Source organism: Brotonthovivens ammoniilytica (genome assembly GCF_025566885.1).
GTDB classification, from domain to species: domain Bacteria; phylum Bacillota; class Clostridia; order Lachnospirales; family Lachnospiraceae; genus Brotonthovivens; species Brotonthovivens ammoniilytica.
Genome location: NZ_JAOQJQ010000002.1, coordinates 447686 through 464251, shown reverse-complemented (window position 1 = coordinate 464251; position 16566 = coordinate 447686). Strand labels below are relative to the sequence as shown.

General features: G+C 44.7%; 20 protein-coding genes. 2 read left to right on the top strand and 18 right to left on the bottom strand.

Features of this window, described 5'->3' with window-relative positions:
- Positions 1-83: 83 nt before the first annotated feature.
- Positions 84-419, bottom strand: a complete 336-nt coding sequence (locus OCV88_RS06650; protein ID WP_066733248.1) for a helix-turn-helix domain-containing protein — start codon at positions 417-419, stop codon at positions 84-86.
- A 150-nt stretch (positions 420-569) separates the two neighbouring features.
- Here OCV88_RS06650 and OCV88_RS06645 point away from each other — a divergent pair, with 150 nt between their 5' ends.
- Together OCV88_RS06645 and OCV88_RS06640 are read left to right on the top strand one after the other, a co-directional pair.
- The gene (locus OCV88_RS06645; RefSeq protein ID WP_158424764.1) at positions 570-1022 is read left to right on the top strand and encodes an SLOG family protein; all 453 of its coding nucleotides are present in this window, start codon (positions 570-572) and stop codon (positions 1020-1022) included.
- Positions 1012-1470 (top strand): hypothetical protein, encoded by a 459-nt coding sequence (locus OCV88_RS06640; RefSeq protein ID WP_158424763.1) that lies wholly within the window; start codon positions 1012-1014, stop codon positions 1468-1470. Before OCV88_RS06645 ends, OCV88_RS06640 begins: the two co-directional genes overlap by 11 nt.
- A gap of 38 nt (positions 1471-1508) precedes the next feature.
- Here the strand turns inward: OCV88_RS06640 and OCV88_RS06635 are convergent, their stop codons facing one another.
- The 17 genes from OCV88_RS06635 to OCV88_RS06555 all read right to left on the bottom strand — a co-directional run bounded on the left by OCV88_RS06635 (position 1509) and on the right by OCV88_RS06555 (position 16563).
- Positions 1509-3218 (bottom strand): CHAP domain-containing protein, encoded by a 1710-nt coding sequence (locus tag OCV88_RS06635; RefSeq protein ID WP_115716333.1) that lies wholly within the window; start codon positions 3216-3218, stop codon positions 1509-1511.
- A 40-nt stretch (positions 3219-3258) separates the two neighbouring features.
- Positions 3259-4029, bottom strand: a complete 771-nt coding sequence (srtB, locus tag OCV88_RS06630; RefSeq protein WP_050618042.1) for a class B sortase — start codon at positions 4027-4029, stop codon at positions 3259-3261.
- Positions 4030-4066: 37 nt separating this feature from the next.
- A complete protein-coding gene (locus tag OCV88_RS06625; protein WP_050618041.1) occupies positions 4067-6400 on the bottom strand; it encodes a VirB4-like conjugal transfer ATPase, CD1110 family in 2334 nt (777 codons plus the stop codon).
- A gap of 76 nt (positions 6401-6476) precedes the next feature.
- Positions 6477-7133 (bottom strand): hypothetical protein, encoded by a 657-nt coding sequence (locus OCV88_RS06620; RefSeq protein WP_003525205.1) that lies wholly within the window; start codon positions 7131-7133, stop codon positions 6477-6479.
- Positions 7134-7229: 96 nt separating this feature from the next.
- On the bottom strand, positions 7230-7589 hold the full coding sequence (locus OCV88_RS06615; RefSeq protein ID WP_003525207.1) for a PrgI family protein: 360 nt from the start codon (positions 7587-7589) through the stop codon (positions 7230-7232).
- Positions 7589-7774 (bottom strand): hypothetical protein, encoded by a 186-nt coding sequence (locus OCV88_RS06610; RefSeq protein ID WP_003525213.1) that lies wholly within the window; start codon positions 7772-7774, stop codon positions 7589-7591. The genes OCV88_RS06615 and OCV88_RS06610 overlap by 1 nt, the downstream gene beginning before the upstream one ends.
- Before the next feature lie 14 nt (positions 7775-7788).
- Positions 7789-8625, bottom strand: a complete 837-nt coding sequence (locus OCV88_RS06605; protein ID WP_003525214.1) for a VirB6/TrbL-like conjugal transfer protein, CD1112 family — start codon at positions 8623-8625, stop codon at positions 7789-7791.
- A gap of 73 nt (positions 8626-8698) precedes the next feature.
- Positions 8699-9058, bottom strand: coding sequence for a hypothetical protein (locus OCV88_RS06600; RefSeq protein WP_003525215.1), 360 nt, complete (start codon positions 9056-9058; stop codon positions 8699-8701).
- Positions 9059-9072: 14 nt separating this feature from the next.
- A complete protein-coding gene (locus OCV88_RS06595) occupies positions 9073-10869 on the bottom strand; it encodes a VirD4-like conjugal transfer protein, CD1115 family (protein WP_050618040.1) in 1797 nt (598 codons plus the stop codon).
- Positions 10856-11059, bottom strand: coding sequence for a hypothetical protein (locus OCV88_RS06590; protein ID WP_003525217.1), 204 nt, complete (start codon positions 11057-11059; stop codon positions 10856-10858). The genes OCV88_RS06595 and OCV88_RS06590 overlap by 14 nt, the downstream gene beginning before the upstream one ends.
- Before the next feature lie 9 nt (positions 11060-11068).
- On the bottom strand, positions 11069-11953 hold the full coding sequence (locus tag OCV88_RS06585) for a hypothetical protein (protein ID WP_050618039.1): 885 nt from the start codon (positions 11951-11953) through the stop codon (positions 11069-11071).
- 5 nt (positions 11954-11958) lie between these two features.
- The gene (locus OCV88_RS06580; protein WP_050618038.1) at positions 11959-12753 is read right to left on the bottom strand and encodes a PcfB family protein; all 795 of its coding nucleotides are present in this window, start codon (positions 12751-12753) and stop codon (positions 11959-11961) included.
- On the bottom strand, positions 12737-14107 hold the full coding sequence (locus OCV88_RS06575; protein WP_050618037.1) for a relaxase/mobilization nuclease domain-containing protein: 1371 nt from the start codon (positions 14105-14107) through the stop codon (positions 12737-12739). The genes OCV88_RS06580 and OCV88_RS06575 overlap by 17 nt, the downstream gene beginning before the upstream one ends.
- Positions 14098-14439: a plasmid mobilization protein gene (locus tag OCV88_RS06570; protein ID WP_050618036.1), complete on the bottom strand. Its 342-nt coding sequence runs from the start codon at positions 14437-14439 to the stop codon at positions 14098-14100. Before OCV88_RS06570 ends, OCV88_RS06575 begins: the two co-directional genes overlap by 10 nt.
- Positions 14420-14563, bottom strand: a complete 144-nt coding sequence (locus OCV88_RS06565; RefSeq protein WP_074403911.1) for a DUF3789 domain-containing protein — start codon at positions 14561-14563, stop codon at positions 14420-14422. Before OCV88_RS06565 ends, OCV88_RS06570 begins: the two co-directional genes overlap by 20 nt.
- A gap of 132 nt (positions 14564-14695) precedes the next feature.
- Positions 14696-15613: a DUF3846 domain-containing protein gene (locus OCV88_RS06560; protein ID WP_044761239.1), complete on the bottom strand. Its 918-nt coding sequence runs from the start codon at positions 15611-15613 to the stop codon at positions 14696-14698.
- Positions 15610-16563: a DUF3991 and TOPRIM domain-containing protein gene (locus tag OCV88_RS06555; RefSeq protein WP_158424762.1), complete on the bottom strand. Its 954-nt coding sequence runs from the start codon at positions 16561-16563 to the stop codon at positions 15610-15612. The genes OCV88_RS06560 and OCV88_RS06555 overlap by 4 nt, the downstream gene beginning before the upstream one ends.
- Between the last annotated feature and the right edge of the window lie 3 nt (positions 16564-16566).

Here is a 16566-nt window from a genome sequence, read left to right as displayed (position 1 = left end):
AAGTCCCGCATTACTTGTCGAAAGTATAAATTTTTTCTCATCAAAAAAAAGAAAGCTCGCTTTTTAAGGCGAACTTTCGTGATTTATGGTGCAATTTGCTTTGAGTGTTTTAATAGGGTATCAATAACCTCATATATCTTGCTTCTATCTTCAGGAGCAAGCTTGGCAAGTTTTTCATTCAGTATGGAGTTCTTGACGGTATATCCTGTTTCCAAAACATCAGCAAGAACCATATCCGATGATACTTCCAAAGCGTTTAGTATCTTAATAAAGGTTTCAAGTGATGGAATTTTCTCTCCACGCTCGACCATACCGATATAATTTGTTGTTAGTCCGGCTTTCTCTGCTAAATCCTCCTGACGGAACTTTTTCATAAGGCGATACTTTCTTATATTCTTGCCGATTGTATCAAGCTGCATCACATCACCCCCTTCGGTGTACTTCTATAACTAATAGTATAGATTATGCTGAAAGCGATATACACCAACCTTACGGAAGATAAAACAACTAATAGTGATGATTTTCAAAGAATTTTGTGTTATACTGTCTTATGTCAGGAGTGATTTACAATGGCTTTGGAAACAACAGCTACCTTTATAGGTCATAATGAATGCTTTGGATTATCCGCAGAAAAGCTCAAAAATGTAATAAGAGAGCTTATCGAAAAAGGCGTGACAGATTTTCTGAGTGGAGGGCAAGGCGGCTTTGACAGGTTATGCGGTCGCTGTGTCTATGAACTCAAAAAGGTGTATCCGCACATCAATAACTATCTCGTTATTCCTTATCTCTCTTTCAATGTTTATGATAAAGAGCTTTTCGATTCGATAATATATCCCGACGGATTTGAAAAATACAATTTCAAATCAGCCATTCCCGCAAGGAACAGATATATGGTGGATAATTCCGGCTATGCAATCTGTTTCGTCACTCATTCTTGGGGCGGTGCTGCCAAGACCTATGAGAGAGCCAAGAAGAAAAAACTCCAAATAATCAACTTAGGAGCAAAAGAGGATGGGGAATGAAAGAGTGATATTCAGCAATAGGTTTGACCGACCTACGCTTGAACAAATTGAAGAAGAAATGAAAAACGAGAATTATGACGATAACGAAAACTCGATGACAGCGGAAGAATTTCTTGATTTTATGCGGAAGAACAGAAGGACTGTCCCCAATGAAAAGCGTATAGCTAATAAAGATAAATTTATATGGGCAGTCAGTGAGTTATCGGAAACCTATGAAATTGACGCAGATTTGATAGAGGACGATGACGGATATACCGCATCTCTCTATATGAACTATGCTTCATATAACGGATATATAAAGAAACTGCTTGGACTTATTTTTATCTTGTCCGATGACTTTTCTGTGTTCGAAGCGAAAGATAATAGAGACAGCGATTTGTTGATGTGTTTTACTTATCACACGCACAATGTCTATCTGAAAGATAGAGAAATAACAGATTTTGAATAATGTACTTGATGGCTACTCGAACGAGCAGCCATCTTTTTTTAATATGCCGGAATACCGTATCCGTAGATAACAGAACTTCCAACCGGGTATGTTTTGGTTCTGCAAGTATCGCCTGAGTTGCCCTCAACGGTATAGACTGTACCGTTCTCGCATTTCTGAACAATACCGGTGTGGTCTGTTACACCGTCGCCCTCCCAATCAAAGAAGATGATTGTACCAGGCGAAGGCTCATACGAACCGTCTGCCCATTGTCCTCGGTCTCTGAACCATTGTACGCCGTTTACACAACCGGCATACTTCGGGATAATACCGGCGTCGATATATCCGCACTCGTTGGCACACCAAGAAACGAAGCAGGCACACCATTCTACACGGGAGTCAAATCCGTACCAAGACCAGTAAGGCTGACCGCCTACATTACCTACCTGAGACAAGGCAACCGTTACGATTTGGTCGTCGCTGTATCCGATACCGTAAAGCACCTGTGACCATAGCTGATTGTTTTCGTCCTGCAATAGCTCGGCAAGATAATCTTTCTGCTCTTGATTAAAGCCATACATAGCCGCCATTTCATCAACAGTCTTGTGCGTTACCGTGATATACAGAAATGTTTCGGTTACTGTGGTTTCGGTCTGTACGATATTGCCGTGTCCGTCGTCGCTTTCTTCGATTTCGGTATGGGTTTTCGTTTCCGTTCGGGAAGAAATGTCGTTCATTTCCCAAAAAATATCCGACAGTAGCTGCTTCTTGGTTTCATCAACCGTAGCAACTTCCATCGGATTGTCGGGGTCGGTATTCACTTTAACAGAATAGACCGCAAGAACCTCTTTCCACACAGCTCGGCTGCCGCTCATTTCAAGGACATCATAGCTTACGGAGTTCTTTTCCTGCTCCAACCGGTCATCATATTCCTGATTGATTTCCTGAACGACTGTCTGCATTGACATTCCCGTGCCGGAATCCTCTCCTGAAAAGAAGATACCAAACACTGAACCCGCAATCAGAGCAACAAGGCATAGAACAATAATAACAACCACCGCAACCCAACCGCCGGCAGCGATAGCGGCAATAATACCTTTTACCGCCGCTATGATTGCTTTGACTGCGGCAACGGTGGCTTTGGCTGCGGCTTTAATCGTAGCGGCTGTTGCTTTGGCGGTGGCTTTTGCCGCCTGTGCCGCTTTCTGCGAAGCCTTAACTGTCGCCTGAGCTGTTTTCTGTGCCGCTTTTGCCGCTTGCTGACTGGTTTTTATCGCTGTCTTTGCAGTCTGTTCAGCCGTCTTAACTGATTTCTGTGCAGTTTTCGTTGCTTCTTTCCCGGCAAACTTAATGGTTTTCTTTCCGGAGGAAGTAGCCGACTGCTTAATGGTCTTTTCAGCCTTATCGACAGTCTTAATTGCAGAGCTTGTATTCTGCGAAGCCTGTTTTCTCAACAACTGCTCGGCTCGCTGTTGCTTAAAACGCTGAATACCGTCTTTTGCAGTGCGGATATTCTCTTTTGTGGTTTCAAGTCCTTTTCGTCCCGCTTTGTCAAACGCATAAGCACCATCGTGAACCACCTCGTCAATGCCGCTTTCCAGTTTATCGGAAGCATATTCCTCGGCAGAGCTGCTGTTGGCATTTACCGACCGCTCCGCCTTTTCTTTTGTTGCGATATACGCCTGCTTCATTCGTTGGGTTGCAACGGCAGCCTTATCTATGGTTCGTATCGTACCTTTTGCATTGTCTTTCGTTTTAATATCAGCCATACAATCCCTCCTTCCTATGCAGGCTGAACCACCTGTTGCGTTATTCGTTAATGAGCTTTGCCACTACAACAAGTCTGCCGTTTGTCCGGGAATACTCACAGGTGGAAAGGGTCAGGAGCTTGTCGCCGTATTTAGCGGTTACACCCGTATCGTAAAGTGACAGTTCCTTGCACTTCTCAACATAGGCTGTGAAATCCTCATCGGTCTCCGCATTGATAAAATGATAGTATTTGAAGCTGTCGGGGCTGTCCGTATATACTACGGTTTTGAACACGGCAATCACTTCGTAGGTCTGTCTGTCAGTCAACGTATCAAAGGACACCGTTTTGTGCTTTTCCCAAAAGTTCTTGTCCTTGAATTTCATAAGACCGGCGAACATCGAGCCATCGTTCATATGATGACCGTAGATAATGATATTGTCGCTTGGCAGCTCCATATCGCAGTTTTCCTGAACATAGGGACAGCCGTAGTCGGTGTACGCTTTATCAAAGCCGTGCTTCAGATAGAAGTTCGGGTTGTCCTTTGACTGCATAACGGGATAATTGATTTTTGTGTCCTCAATCTTTATCCAGCCGACCATATCGTTGTTTTGTAAATAAAGCTCCTGATACTCTGGGATAAAGGTCTTTTCTTTGGAGTAGTTCATCGGCTCTTGGGTATCTTCAGGCTCGGTCTCCACAACCTCAATCAGATTGTCGTACATTTCCGCCTGCTTTGCAGAGTCATAATAGTGCTTGATGAGAAAACCTGAACTGACGGCAAATACAATGCTGAAAGCACAGATTATGGCAATATAGATTTTGTTTTTCATAGGTGTTTCCTTTCTCATTTACAGAATAGGGCAAGGGTTATGCACCCTCGCCCGGTTTGGTTGTCATCAGCTTATACAGCTTCGTATTCTTCGGGAACTTATTTGCAAACGGTACAAGCGAACTGCCGACCTTAATCAGTCCGTGTCCTGCGTCAACATTCGTGATATACGAAAGCTGAAGGTCAGAAATGTTAAGGAGCTTTGCAAGCTCAATTCTGTCGGTTGACGCCTGATTGAGCATAATCAAAAACTCGCTGTTTGCAAGCATAGTTCTCGCCGTATGGCTCTGCAAAAGGTCGTCCACATTCTGCGTAATGCCAGTAGCATAAGCACCGTACTTTCTTACACGCTTCCAAAGAGTAAACAGGAAGTTTGCGGAGTATTCGTGCTGGAAAAGGAGATAGATTTCATCAATAAAGATGAATGTCTGCTTACCTTTAGCACGGTTCTGTGTAATACGGTTCAGAATAGAGTCGAGGACGACAAGCATACCGATAGGCATAAGCTGTTTGCCGAGGTCAAGAATGTCATAGCAGATAAGGCGGTTATCTGTATCCACATTGGTCGGCTTTGCAAAGGTATTCAAAGAACCGTGAGTAAACAACTCAATAGCAAGGGCGATTTCCTTTGCTTCCGGCTCGTCCTGTTTCAAAAGCTCCGCACGAAAATCCTGCAAGGTAGGAACAGTACCGGTATATCCTCTCTGCTGATAGTCTCTGTAAACGCTCGCCGTACAACGGTCGATGATAGATTTCTGCTTTGCTCCGAGGTTTGTGCCGCCGATAAGCTGTTCGCAGAGGGACATTATAAACTCGGATTTCAAAATAACCGGGTTTGCACCGTCGCCGTATTCTTTGTTCATATCCATTGCATTGATATGACTCGGAGAAGTTGCGGAAATATTGATGATTTCACCACCGAGAGCCTTTACAAGTTGCGAATACTCTCGCTCAGGGTCGATGATAATAACATCTGCGTTGGAGGAAAGAATGATGTTTTCAATCTCTCCCTTAGCCGCAAAGGATTTACCGCCGCCGGATACACCGAGGATAAAAGAGTTACCGTTGAGTAGCTGTCTGCGGTCGGCGATAATCATATTTTTGCTGATGACATTCTGACCGTAGTAAATGCCGTTTTCGTGGTAAATATCCTGAACCCTGAACGGGATAAATACTGCAAGGCTTTCTGTGGTAAGGGTTCTGAATGCGTCAATCTTGCGAGTTCCGAACGGCATAGCCGTATTCAGTCCGTCCATCTGCTGATATTTGAGAACGGCAAACTGGCACAAATGCTTTCTTGCAGTCGTAAGCAGAGCTTCGGTGTCGTTATCAAGCTGTTCTTTGGAGTCCGCAGTATGAACCATAGTGAGTACAGCGAACATCATTCGCTGATCACGAGTGGTGAGGTCATCAAGGAACTCTTTCATTTCCTTTTTCTGCTGTTCCATATCATAAGGAACGGTGGCGGAAAAGTTGTTGTTCTGATTCTGTTTTCTCTGCCAGTTGGTAATGTTCGTCTCAACACCGAGCAGTCTGCTCTCTGCTTCTCGCACGGCTTCATCGGTCGGAACGGGTACAATGTCAATGGACATCATAAGGTTGCGGTTCAGGTCGGTAAGCTCGGCTACCATACTGTCCTTGATATAGGAAGCGTACTCACGAAGAAAAAGGACTCTCCCGTAACGGTTTCCCATTTTGAAGTAGTCCTTTTCAAATTCCATTGTATCCGGGCAAACATAATCTTTGAAATCGTGTCCCTTTTTTCTCGTTTCCTTAATATTGAAGTGGTAGGCGGTTTCCTCACCGACACGGAAGAAATCGTGGACAATTCTCAGTCTCTCATCGGTTTCAAGCTCCACACATTTGCTTCCGAGTCTTGCAAAGTGGGCAATAAGGTCAGCGCCGACACGGGCAAAATAGGTTCTTGCGTCCTCTACGCTCTTTTTGTTGATAGAGATAGTAACATACTTATCCTGAACGATTGCATTTGCACCGGTTGCCTTGTCGAGAAGCATTTTGTTATATTCCTCTCGGTAAACATCAAGCTCATCGCCGGTTTCGGGGATAAGAATGGTTTTCTCAAAGTCAAGACGGTTAAGCCGTCTGTTGTTGATAGTCAGCTTTGTAGTAGCTCCGCTGTCAAGAGAGTTGAGAAGCTCGGAATATTCAAGGAACATCGCTTCCTTATCCTCACGGCTTGCTACGGCAAAGTTAATATCCGTGAACTTAAAGCTCTTGGAATACTTGTCCTTGCCTACACGGAAAATGCCGTCGTCATAAATTGCGGTAATGGGAATACAATCCTGTACGCCCTTTGGTACTACAAACTTTTCTTTGTCCTGCTTTAACAGGTTCGTAAGGGTTTTAATCATTGTTCTTGTATGCCTCCTTTTGCATAAAAAAATCGCCACTTAATTAAGTGACGATAAAAATTAGTGTTGTTAAGTTTTAATCCCAGTGCTTTCTTGAGTTATAAACATTGTTTACAGCTTCAATATAACAAATAAACGAAGAATGGTTATAGTCATTTGAGGTCAAATACTTGTTTTTTATTCTTTTGTACTGTTCTCTGACTAATGCCCATTTGCCTTTGCTTTTAATATAATCAGCCTTTTCTTTGAGTCGCCTTGAATTAGGTGCTTGATTCCAAAAATACTTATCATAATAAGAAAAGCCTGTTTTTTCGTGAATTAAGCGGTGATAATTGCCGTCAACATCCTCACAGACAATACAGACATCTATTGAAAAATCTGTATCATTGCCCTGAGTGAAACAGCGCTTCTCCGTAGTTAGTGATGATGTTGAATCTTCACAGTCATTCCATCCGTGTTTCCGAAGAACCGTATTAAAAGCCTTTCTGACACACTCCTTGATGTTTCTACAATCCTCCCAGTCATCTATTCTCGTGATTTCAAGGTTATAGTCCAAGTCAATAGGTCTGTTGGCATTTTGCATTATTAGATTTTTTGCACCGCTCCCCACAAGGTAGAATGAAGCACCAATGTCATATTCTTCTTTCAATGTGTGACAAAGGTCTTGCATTATATCTCCACAAAGAGAACGCATACGGCTCAGAAATTGTTTGTCATTTACATACTCGTACATAGTAAAACTCCTTTCTTCCCAAGCCGTCCATTCAGCTAATGCTAAATCATATTATTATAATTAAACAATGCTTACTTGTCAATCCCGAAAAACTGTTCAATTTTCCTTTTTGATTTTTTGTTTTTGTTCGATTGTCGATTTCATCAATTCGTAATAGGTGTTGGTGGAATGAAAAACCAGCTTTTTCGGCATAAGGAACTCGGACTTAATCCACGCCCATATAAATTTCTCAGCTGTCATTCCGTTGTATTTCACAAAGCCTAGAGCCGCAAAAGGGGCAGCTCCCAAAATGCACACCCACGATACGGTTTCTGTTCCAAGGTACGGTTTTAAGAGAAAGTAAAGTCCTACCGCTACCGCACAGGCGAGAACAGAAAAAATGAACTGTCTGAGCGACAGTCCAAAAAACATTGACTCTGTATAGTTTCGTATCTCTCGGTTAATTTTGACTTCCATCAAAAGCTCCTTTCTCTGCGATATGCTTGTTTTGCGTGACGGATTTCATCAGAGCAGACGCAGGCGTCCGCAAGGCAAATTACATTGCCGTTTTTCTTTCCTCCGTAGTACACACAATATTTGCAGTCGCAGTCGGCAGGCGTATAGCCCTGCCATCTATCGTTATTTTTCTTGTTTTTCTTCATCAGAGAACCTCCCGTTATAAGCCCATCATTTCACGGATAATTCGGTCGCTCATCTTTACTGCACCGACAAGCACAAGCATATTGAATACCAGTTCGCCGATATATGCCCATACCTGAGTAACGGCTGCTGCGTCAGGGTTTACTACCGGCGGCGTAGAAGCAAATAGGGAGAAGATGATACAAGCAAGTACAATTACTGCTCCCTCAAGCAAAACGGCACAATAGCTCTTTATAAAGCTCTTACCCACATTCTGCGACGGCTCTCCGGCAAAAGTGGAAAGCGGTATCGGAGCGAGAGCCGTGTACATATACAGCTTGAAAAATCGTCCGTACACCGTCATTATCATAATGAACGACAAGACCGTGATAAACAGTCCGCCGATAAGAGTAACCGCCCACAATGGGATACTCTCAAAAAATCCGCAGCTTTCAATGGTTGTTACCATTTCAGCAGGCAAGGTTGTTTGATTGGGCGTACCGAATCCCGCAGATGTCATTATGGTTGAAATCGTACCTTGTACGATGTCGAACAGGGCAAGCATAAGCTCCAGCCCGTAGGTAATCACACCTTTGGCAATGGCAAATCGAATGAACAGCTTTAATGCGTGTTCCGGTTTCTTTACATCGGTAAAACTGCCGCAGGTGCGAACCACACCGACAACAAAAAACAGAACAAGCAGGGCAAGACCGATAGCCTGAACTGCACCGTTGATATTCACCATTACCGACCAAATACTGCCGCCTTTGAACTGCTGCGGTGAAGTGGTTAGTAACTGCCATATTTCCGATAGCTTGCTGTTCCAAGTTTCAAGGGCATTTTCGAGGTTCTGAACCACCCAGTTATCACTCATCTGTTTGCACCTCCTTTAAGATTAGGGGCATACCTGAAACGCCAGGTATGCCCCGTTTGATAACTGTGTTCTTTTAGCCGGTAATAAGGGTCAGGATTTCCTTGGCAAAGGTGATGATGATACCTCCCGCAAGGGTCAGGAAGCCGTTGGCTCTCTGAGACGGGTCGTGAGACTTCAAAGAGAGACCGACCTGAACGATACCGAAGCCAAGCAGGATAAGACCGATGGCACGGATAAGTCCGAAGATGAAATCGGACAGATTGTTGACTACGGTAATCGGGTCGCTTGCGGCAAAAGCGGTAACGCTCATGCCGCAGACAAGAGTTGCTGCTGCGATTACGGCGCAGTAAGCACGGAAGCCTTTCTTAACCTTTCCGGTCATAGGCAGCTTCTGAGTAGTTTTCTTTTCGTTGTTCTTCTTAAAAATAGTCATTGTGTTTTCCTCCGTTAAAATAAGTTTTTATTTACTTCAAAATCCTCATCGGACAGAAGCTCGTAATTGGTTTCTCCGTAGCTTTCCTCCGGAAGTTCTTCCGGGTCAATAGAAAGAACGGAAATTGATGAGTGTTTGATGGTAACTTCGCCGTGCTTATAGGCAGAAGCCTTTCCATCGGTTGTAAGTGCCACATTCGGGTGCTTCAAGATGTCATACTTGAAATCCATAACGGGGCGTTCTCCACGAATAAACAGAATTGCATATTGGTTATCAAGCATACGAACTTCATCGGGGGTAAGAAGCTCTCGACCGCTAATCTGATAATTGGTGGAGTAGTTACCGCTTCGCCCGGTACTTTTTCCGAAAGTGTTGGTATCAATGGTTTCCTTGCCGAGAAGCTCGGACACATATTTGTGAGTGCTTTGCTCGTTACCGCCGAGATATAAAAACTCGTCGCAGTTGCCGACAATACTTTCCCATTGCTTTTCAAACAAGGCTTTTAACTGAGCCAAGTTCTGCAAGATAATACTTACCGACACTCCACGGGAACGCATAACCGACAGTATCTTGTCAAAGTCATCGGGCAGGCTCACATTTGCAAACTCGTCCATCAGGAAATGGACGGGAACGGGAAGCGAGCCACCGTGAATATGGTCGGCAGCATAAAACAACTGCTGAAAAAGCTGTGTGTAAAGGATAGATACCAAGAAGTTAAAGCTGGAATCGTTATCCGGTATCAAAGCGAACAGAGCGACCTTTTTCTCTCCGAGTGATGGGAGGTCAAGCTCGTCTGTGGTGGTTAAAGAAGCAAGACTTTCAAGGTTGAACTTTTCCAGTCTTGCCGCAAGGGTTATCTGTATGGACTTTAAGGTTTTCGCCGCACCCGAATGATAGGAACGGTAATACTTCAAAGCGATGTGGTCGGGATTTGACATTTCCAGTTCCGCAAACAGTTCATCAAGAGGAGAAGGTCTTGTGTCCTCCTCGTCCTCAATCGAACCGGCTCTGAGCATTTCCATTACCATTGCAAAGTTCTGTTCATCTTCGGGTGCTTCGTAATGAAGATAAAATACAAGTGCAAGCAGAAGCATTGAAGCCGAGGTGTCCCAAAAAGGGTCTTGTGCCTGACTGCCTTTCGGAGTGGTACTCTTAAAAAGGTTCGTCACGAGCTTTTGCACATCGTTGTCATTCTGCAAATAGACAAACGGGTTATAGCAATGGCTTTTCTCCATTGAAATCAAATCGAGAACACGAACTTCATAGCCTTTGCTTTCAAGCAGCTTTCCGGTGTCTCTGAGTATTTCGCCCTTTGGGTCAAGAATGACAAATGATGTGTTGCACTGCATAAGATTCGGCTTGCAGTAAAACCTTGTCTTACCGGCTCCCGAACCGCCGCACACAAGAGTGTTTAAGTTTCTTCGGTGCTTCTTCGCATTGAGTCCGATACAGACATTTTGCGTCATCAGCTTATTCTCTGAAGCCGGAGACTGTCTGTATTTTTTATTTACGGCTCTTGCGTTGCCCCATTTCGCAGAGCCGTGTTCTTCACGCCTTCGATAATTCTTCTGTGTCGAGAAGTAAATCCCGATACCCATTGCATAGCAGAGAAGCAAAACGAGGACAGTTTTTAGGCTGTCCTCGCATAGCTCAATATGAAATGGGTTGTTGAACGCTGTTAATAGGCTTGGCAGTATTTCCGGCAATCCTCCTTTTACAGAAGGTGCAATCAGAAGTGCCAGCCATACGACCGGGATAATACCGATGACGGAAAGAATAATAGCAGACTGCCTTTCGTTATCTCGATTCACAGGAGCGTTCCTTTTCGATAACTCTGAACTTTTTCTTTGGGGCAGTTCCGACCTTGATGATAAGGTCGTCCACCGCATCGGTAGATTTCCCTTCGTTCATCAAATCTGTTTTCTCATCGTTGAGAGAACGGATTATAATGCCGTGTTCATAATCGTCCAATGCGATATGATACATTTCTTCCTTCGCCATAGTCTCACCTTATCTTTCGTAGTCTTTGCTTCGTTCCTGCTTTTTCTTGTAAAGCTCATCGGAAACACGGGAGTGAATATCCGCCATCGCATTTCTCGTTTTGGAAAGCTCATAGCGAATGTCCTTCGGCTCTTTGCCGGCAAGCTTCTCAGGAATACGGTTGATAGCAAAATTCTGTGTATCGACGCCGTACTTCTTGCAAAGCATATAACCGATACATACCGCTTGAAAGCCCATATCCGCTCTGCTGTAACTGTCGCTGTTGATGGAGAGCTGTGCGTGGCCAAGTTCCTGTGCTACGCACTGAGCGACCGCAACGCTGTCTCCCACATCACGCTTCACATACAAGGTCTGCTCCTCGTTGTTGTAAAACGCCGCCATATTGGGATACGGAAGTTCATTTGTGGCTTCCACTTCAACCGGGGAAGAATCCAGCATAACGGTAATGAGAGCTTTCGGGTCACGGTTTACAGTAGGTGCAGGCGGTCTCTTGCCATTGGTCTGCGAAACATCAAAGACCTTTTTCACATTGTAGGAAATGCCGGTCGTACCGTCTCTCTTGGCATACTCGACAGGTTCAAGAATGGAAATGCTTTTCGCACCTTTCTGAATTTTCACATTGTCTTTGCTCCAGTCGTCAAAGTTTTTGAGCTGGCTTGCTTCGGGAAGCTGCTTGAAAATCAGAAGTGCGTTGACCGCAGAATATCGGTCAAGACGGCTCTGCGTATCAAGGAACGCTTTGAACTTCTCCGGGTCGGAAACGATAGCCTTTGCGGTTTCGTCCGCCATCTGATATACGGCTTCCTTTTCTGCCTTCATCTTATCGGCGTATTCCTCTTTGGAAAGTCTGTTTCTCTGCTGTCCTGCCTTAGCAGGGGTAAAATTGTTTGTCATTGTGATTACCTCTCTTTCACATTTTTGCTTTTGGGTTTCGGCTGCTGGTGTACGGTCTGTGCCGGGGCGTTCTTAACCTCCGGCTTTGATACCTCCGGCTCTTTGCGTTCTGCTTCTTTCTGCTGCTTGGACTGTGCCTTATATCGGTCGAGCTTTGCTTTCACCGACGGCTTTCTCTGTCTGTCGCTGACAGTACCCTTATCAGTTTGCATATCTACCGGCTCTGAGTTTTGCCTTGACGGAGGGTTTTTGTCCGTTTTGGCGACTGTGGGGTTTGACTGGGAGTACCCCTCTTTCTGAATAGGCTTTCTGACTGCTTCCTCTGTGATGATTTCGTTCTTGGATTTTGTCGGCTTGTCTTTTTCCAAAGCATCACGCTTTTCGACAGCCTTCTGAGACTCGGTAACAATAGCAGCCTTATCAACCTTGCCGAGTTCAAATCTCTCAACGATTCTCTGAATTTTGGAAGCGTCCTCAGCACGGGCGATAATATCAATCGGTACATTATCGCCCTTTGTGTTTTTATCCCTGAGTACGCAGTAGAGAACGCCGTAGCGTTTTGCCTGCTCGGTAAACTTCTTCAAGTCCTTGTTGGGGATAGAAAACACTTTCAGCTCCTTGCCCGATTTAATCATATTGGTAAGTCGAGCCTTGCCTTTTGTTTTTTGTTCCTGTTTGAGAACAGAGACTAAAAGAACGGCAATATTCTTTGCTGCCGCTCCGCTTAATTTTGCGGCTACTTCAAAGCCCTCAAGCGATAGCCTGACGACCTGTTCTGCCGCATCACCTCCGTTTGTCATTACGGTTCTGCTCCTTTCGTTCTTGTTTTTCTTCGTAAGCTCTTACCGTTTCAAGGTTGGCTTCAATGACCTTTGACCTTTCGGCTATGTCATCACAAAGACCGACCTCTTTTCGGAGAGTCCACAGCTTGCTCGTGATTGCCGTAATCTGCTCTTTGACATTTGATAGCTCATCGTCACTCAAATTTCTTCTTAACTGTTTTCGCAGGTGCGTTCTATCGTCAGTCAGGGATTTGATTTGCGACAATACGGACTCTTTATATGAGAAAAGCTGCTCGTCGGTAGAAATGTTCTCCCGTCCAAGCAGCCTTGTCTCCTGAGTGATTTTGTCCAGCTTCAGTAAATCTTCTTTCAAAAGATAGTGAAGCCTTGCGGTATTCTGTTTTTTATATTTCGGCAGATAACCGAGTTTATAGCAGTAATGCAGATACAGCCCATACAGTCCGCCGACCTTTTTGATTTTGTGTTCTCTTGTGGGCAATCGGTACTGTGTGACTCTTACCGTTTCCTTTACAAAAGGAACGATGAGAACCTTTTGATTTTCCGTCAGCCTACGCTTGATTGCGTCCTCGGTATAATTCTCTCCGAGGGATTTAAGTCGTATCGGCTTCTTGTATCCTTTCGGAACAATCGTCCAATACTTTCGGCTGTCGCTGAGACAATGCTCATAGCCCATCTGCGTCAGGATATAATCAAAGGTCTTTAAGTTAGTGCTGTGTGCAATCGCTTCATCAATGGCGTCACGGGTAATGGAGTATCGGCTCGGCATACCGGCTTGTTCCTGCTTGTAGTAATATGAGGATTGCTTACTGCGGTTCGGGTTCGGATTGTAATACAGTCCGTACTTTTCACAGAGACGGTCGGCAACCAAGCGGAACTTGAACCACGCTTTTTCGTCTCCCCATAATCGCTTACCGTCCACAAAGGAAACGGAATTGATTACATAGTGGCAGTGCAGGTGCTTTGTGTTCAGATGAGTAGTAACCACCACCTGAAATCTTTTGCCCCACACTTCGTTTGCAAATTCCATTCCGATTTTCTGTGCAAGCTCCGGGGAAATATCCTGTTCCTTAAAGCTCAGGTATCCGTGATAGGCTTGAATGCCATCGTCTTTGCCGTATGCTTTTTTCACAGACACAAACTGGTCTCTTGCGGTCGCCGGATTGCAGTTGATACCCTCAACGAAAAACTCACGCTCAGTTTTTTCTTCGTCCTTTGCATAGCTGAGAACATCACGGAGAGCCTGATACTGTTCCTCGGTGTAAATGTCTGTCGCAGTCTTTTCGGGATTGGCGGCATAGTCGATTACCTGACCGAGCCTTGATGTGACCGACCACAATTTACTTACTGCCATTTCATATCGCTCTTATCGGGTCTTAAAAAAGTACGCTCCACATCAGCCTGAAACTTGTGCCAACGCTCGGCTTCCTTTTTGAGCTGCGGTGCGTCAACAAATCCGAGGGAATTTGCTTTTACCGCAAGCTGATTGATGTTGTTCCCGATAGCAGATAACTCACGCATAACATCGTAAAATCTTTCGTCGGGCTTTTCTCTCGGCTCGTATCCTTTGAGAAGCAAACGGATAAGACCGCCTTCGGAAAGACACGCCCGCTTTGCTTTTTTCTGCAAATCCTGAGCTTCTGCCTTGTTCATCAGAATGTGCTTTTCAATGTTTCTCTTGCTCATTTTTATCGCTGTCCTTTCTGTTAATATAGTGCCTGTCCCGGTTTATCTGAAACAGGCACATTGTTGTTACTCCGAAAAAGCCGCCGATGATTAACCCGGCGGCAACCAATACTATCTCCCGCATTGCTTTACTCCTTTCTTGCTTGGGGTATTAGGGGCAACCCCTAACGAGTGTACCGTTTTGGACATTCCTGTCCATAAATGGTCTGCTCGCTAAGATTATGCAGACACTCAGGGTTGCCCCATAGATTGACTCTTATCTCTCCATATCCTTGGAGACCGGCTTATACGGCTTTGCTTCAATACCGTCCAAAGACTTGTAAAACCTCTCCGGATATTTGAACTTTTCCTCGTACTTACGAGCCAGTTCTTTCGGCATACTGAGAAACTTTTCCGACTCAATCGGTGCGTATGCAATGAAGAACTTGCCGGCAATAATGTCGAGCATTTCACGGTTGCTGTCGTCTTTTACATAACATTTTTCAATCTTCCAACCGTCCTTGCCGCCGTGTTCATCAGCCATATATGCTTCCAGTCGCACACATTTATCCGAACCGTCAAGGGAAGAAGCATAGATAGAATATCCGCCCATACCCTCAATGAAAGCCTTATTGTTACTGCTGACAACATAGGTTCTTTGTTCTTCTGTGTAAGGCTTGTCAAAGCTGTCAGCCGTAAAAACAATATATCCGGTCGTGTGGTTTCTTTCTTTTTCTGCCTGCCGGAAATGAGCTTTCAACTGCGGATAACTCATCTCAACATTCTCAGGCTCGGAATAAACAGCCCTGTTCAGCGGCAAGCCGTTCATCTTTCCTTCATCGTTGCAGATGATGGCAACCTCGTCCTCAAAGGGCATATATTCTTCAATATCTCCCTCCACAAGAGACTGCATTGCTTCCAGCGTATCCTCGATTTCAATGAGCTTCGGATACCTGCCCGGCTCAACGAGAATGACGGAAATCTTCTCCGGTGCTTCGACCTTTTCAAAGGTATCTTCGTGAATATTCAAAGCGAGAGAGCTTCCGTTTTCCCAACTCATATGAATCTGTCCGGCGTCGTCAACGAACTTAACCGTTCCTTTCAGACCGTAGGGCATTTGACTTTCGCCAGCCATTTCAGTGAGTACAATCTGCGTACCCTCCGGGTACATTTCTCTGATTTCTTTTAGTTTCATCGTGCAAAACTCCTTTCGGTTTTATCTTTTATTCCCAAGCGTTTACAAAGAAAGTCGTTGACATCTTTCCCGTATTGGGGAGGGTCATCAACGACTTCATACTTATCTGAGAGAATAGTCTGCAACGCTTTGGTTGCTTTTCTTCCAGCAATATCATTATCCAAATGAAGAACAATTCGCTTGATTGTTTTGTCTTTTTCAAGCAGCCTGCCGAGTGTAACAGGCACTTTTGAGTCCTCGATTTTCTGCTTTGGGGAATACACTCCCGCAAGAGAAACAAGGTTAAACTGTCGCCAGTCTTTGCCCTCCAGCTTCATCAAAGTTGCATAGGAAAGCAGGTCAATGGCACACTCAAAAAGATGAACCTCTCCGGTGTTTTCGGCAGTCAGGCGGAAAGAATATTGCTTTTTACTGCCGGTGCAGTCGCCCATAATCCTTGATTGATTTGTTGCTCTGTAAGCGGCGTATTTAGGTTCTTTGTTCTCGTCATAGCCGATAAAAACAGCATTGTGATATGGGAGCGACTCAATGATTAGCTCCTGTTCCAAACAGTGGTTGATGATTTCATAATCAATCCCACGCCCGAAAAGGTAATCAAATACCACATCGGCAGTAGGACTTTTTTCAGGCAGAAGCAAGGGTTGTTCCTCATAGCTTTTGATGTTTTCACAAGTCGGAAAGCTGACTGAACCGTTTCCCATAATGGTCTGAACCGCCTGCACAAAATCCATTCCACGGACTTTGATAAGGTAATCGAGGGCGGATTTGCCCCCGATACCTCTCGACCACCACATCCATTTTCCGTTGGAAATCTTCAAACTGTCGTGGGTTCTTGTGGTGTAGGTGTTGCTTGAAAACTTGACAAGCTCGCCCGGTTCATACTCTCTGAGATAGGTTAATAAATCCATTCGTTTGGCTTCGGTTATGACTTCCGGTGCAATATACGGCATAGG

Bases quoted from the DNA above. Each gene is read 5' to 3' on its own strand.
- OCV88_RS06645 (WP_158424764.1), top strand. From the start codon at position 570: ATGGCTTTGGAAACAACAGCTACCTTTATAGGTCATAATGAATGCTTT.
- OCV88_RS06565 (WP_074403911.1), bottom strand. From the start codon at position 14,563: ATGCGGGAGATAGTATTGGTTGCCGCCGGGTTAATCATCGGCGGCTTT.
- OCV88_RS06555 (WP_158424762.1), bottom strand. From the start codon at position 16,563: ATGCCGTATATTGCACCGGAAGTCATAACCGAAGCCAAACGAATGGAT.
- OCV88_RS06560 (WP_044761239.1), bottom strand. From the start codon at position 15,613: ATGAAACTAAAAGAAATCAGAGAAATGTACCCGGAGGGTACGCAGATT.
- OCV88_RS06590 (WP_003525217.1), bottom strand. From the start codon at position 11,059: ATGGCGAAGGAAGAAATGTATCATATCGCATTGGACGATTATGAACAC.
- OCV88_RS06650 (WP_066733248.1), bottom strand. From the start codon at position 419: ATGCAGCTTGATACAATCGGCAAGAATATAAGAAAGTATCGCCTTATG.
- OCV88_RS06605 (WP_003525214.1), bottom strand. From the start codon at position 8,625: ATGAGTGATAACTGGGTGGTTCAGAACCTCGAAAATGCCCTTGAAACT.
- OCV88_RS06635 (WP_115716333.1), bottom strand. From the start codon at position 3,218: ATGGCTGATATTAAAACGAAAGACAATGCAAAAGGTACGATACGAACC.
- OCV88_RS06615 (WP_003525207.1), bottom strand. From the start codon at position 7,589: ATGGAAGTCAAAATTAACCGAGAGATACGAAACTATACAGAGTCAATG.
- srtB (WP_050618042.1), bottom strand. From the start codon at position 4,029: ATGAAAAACAAAATCTATATTGCCATAATCTGTGCTTTCAGCATTGTA.
- OCV88_RS06570 (WP_050618036.1), bottom strand. From the start codon at position 14,439: ATGAGCAAGAGAAACATTGAAAAGCACATTCTGATGAACAAGGCAGAA.
- OCV88_RS06640 (WP_158424763.1), top strand. From the start codon at position 1,012: ATGGGGAATGAAAGAGTGATATTCAGCAATAGGTTTGACCGACCTACG.
- OCV88_RS06610 (WP_003525213.1), bottom strand. From the start codon at position 7,774: ATGAAGAAAAACAAGAAAAATAACGATAGATGGCAGGGCTATACGCCT.
- OCV88_RS06600 (WP_003525215.1), bottom strand. From the start codon at position 9,058: ATGACTATTTTTAAGAAGAACAACGAAAAGAAAACTACTCAGAAGCTG.
- OCV88_RS06585 (WP_050618039.1), bottom strand. From the start codon at position 11,953: ATGACAAACAATTTTACCCCTGCTAAGGCAGGACAGCAGAGAAACAGA.
- OCV88_RS06580 (WP_050618038.1), bottom strand. From the start codon at position 12,753: ATGACAAACGGAGGTGATGCGGCAGAACAGGTCGTCAGGCTATCGCTT.
- OCV88_RS06625 (WP_050618041.1), bottom strand. From the start codon at position 6,400: ATGATTAAAACCCTTACGAACCTGTTAAAGCAGGACAAAGAAAAGTTT.
- OCV88_RS06575 (WP_050618037.1), bottom strand. From the start codon at position 14,107: ATGGCAGTAAGTAAATTGTGGTCGGTCACATCAAGGCTCGGTCAGGTA.
- OCV88_RS06620 (WP_003525205.1), bottom strand. From the start codon at position 7,133: ATGTACGAGTATGTAAATGACAAACAATTTCTGAGCCGTATGCGTTCT.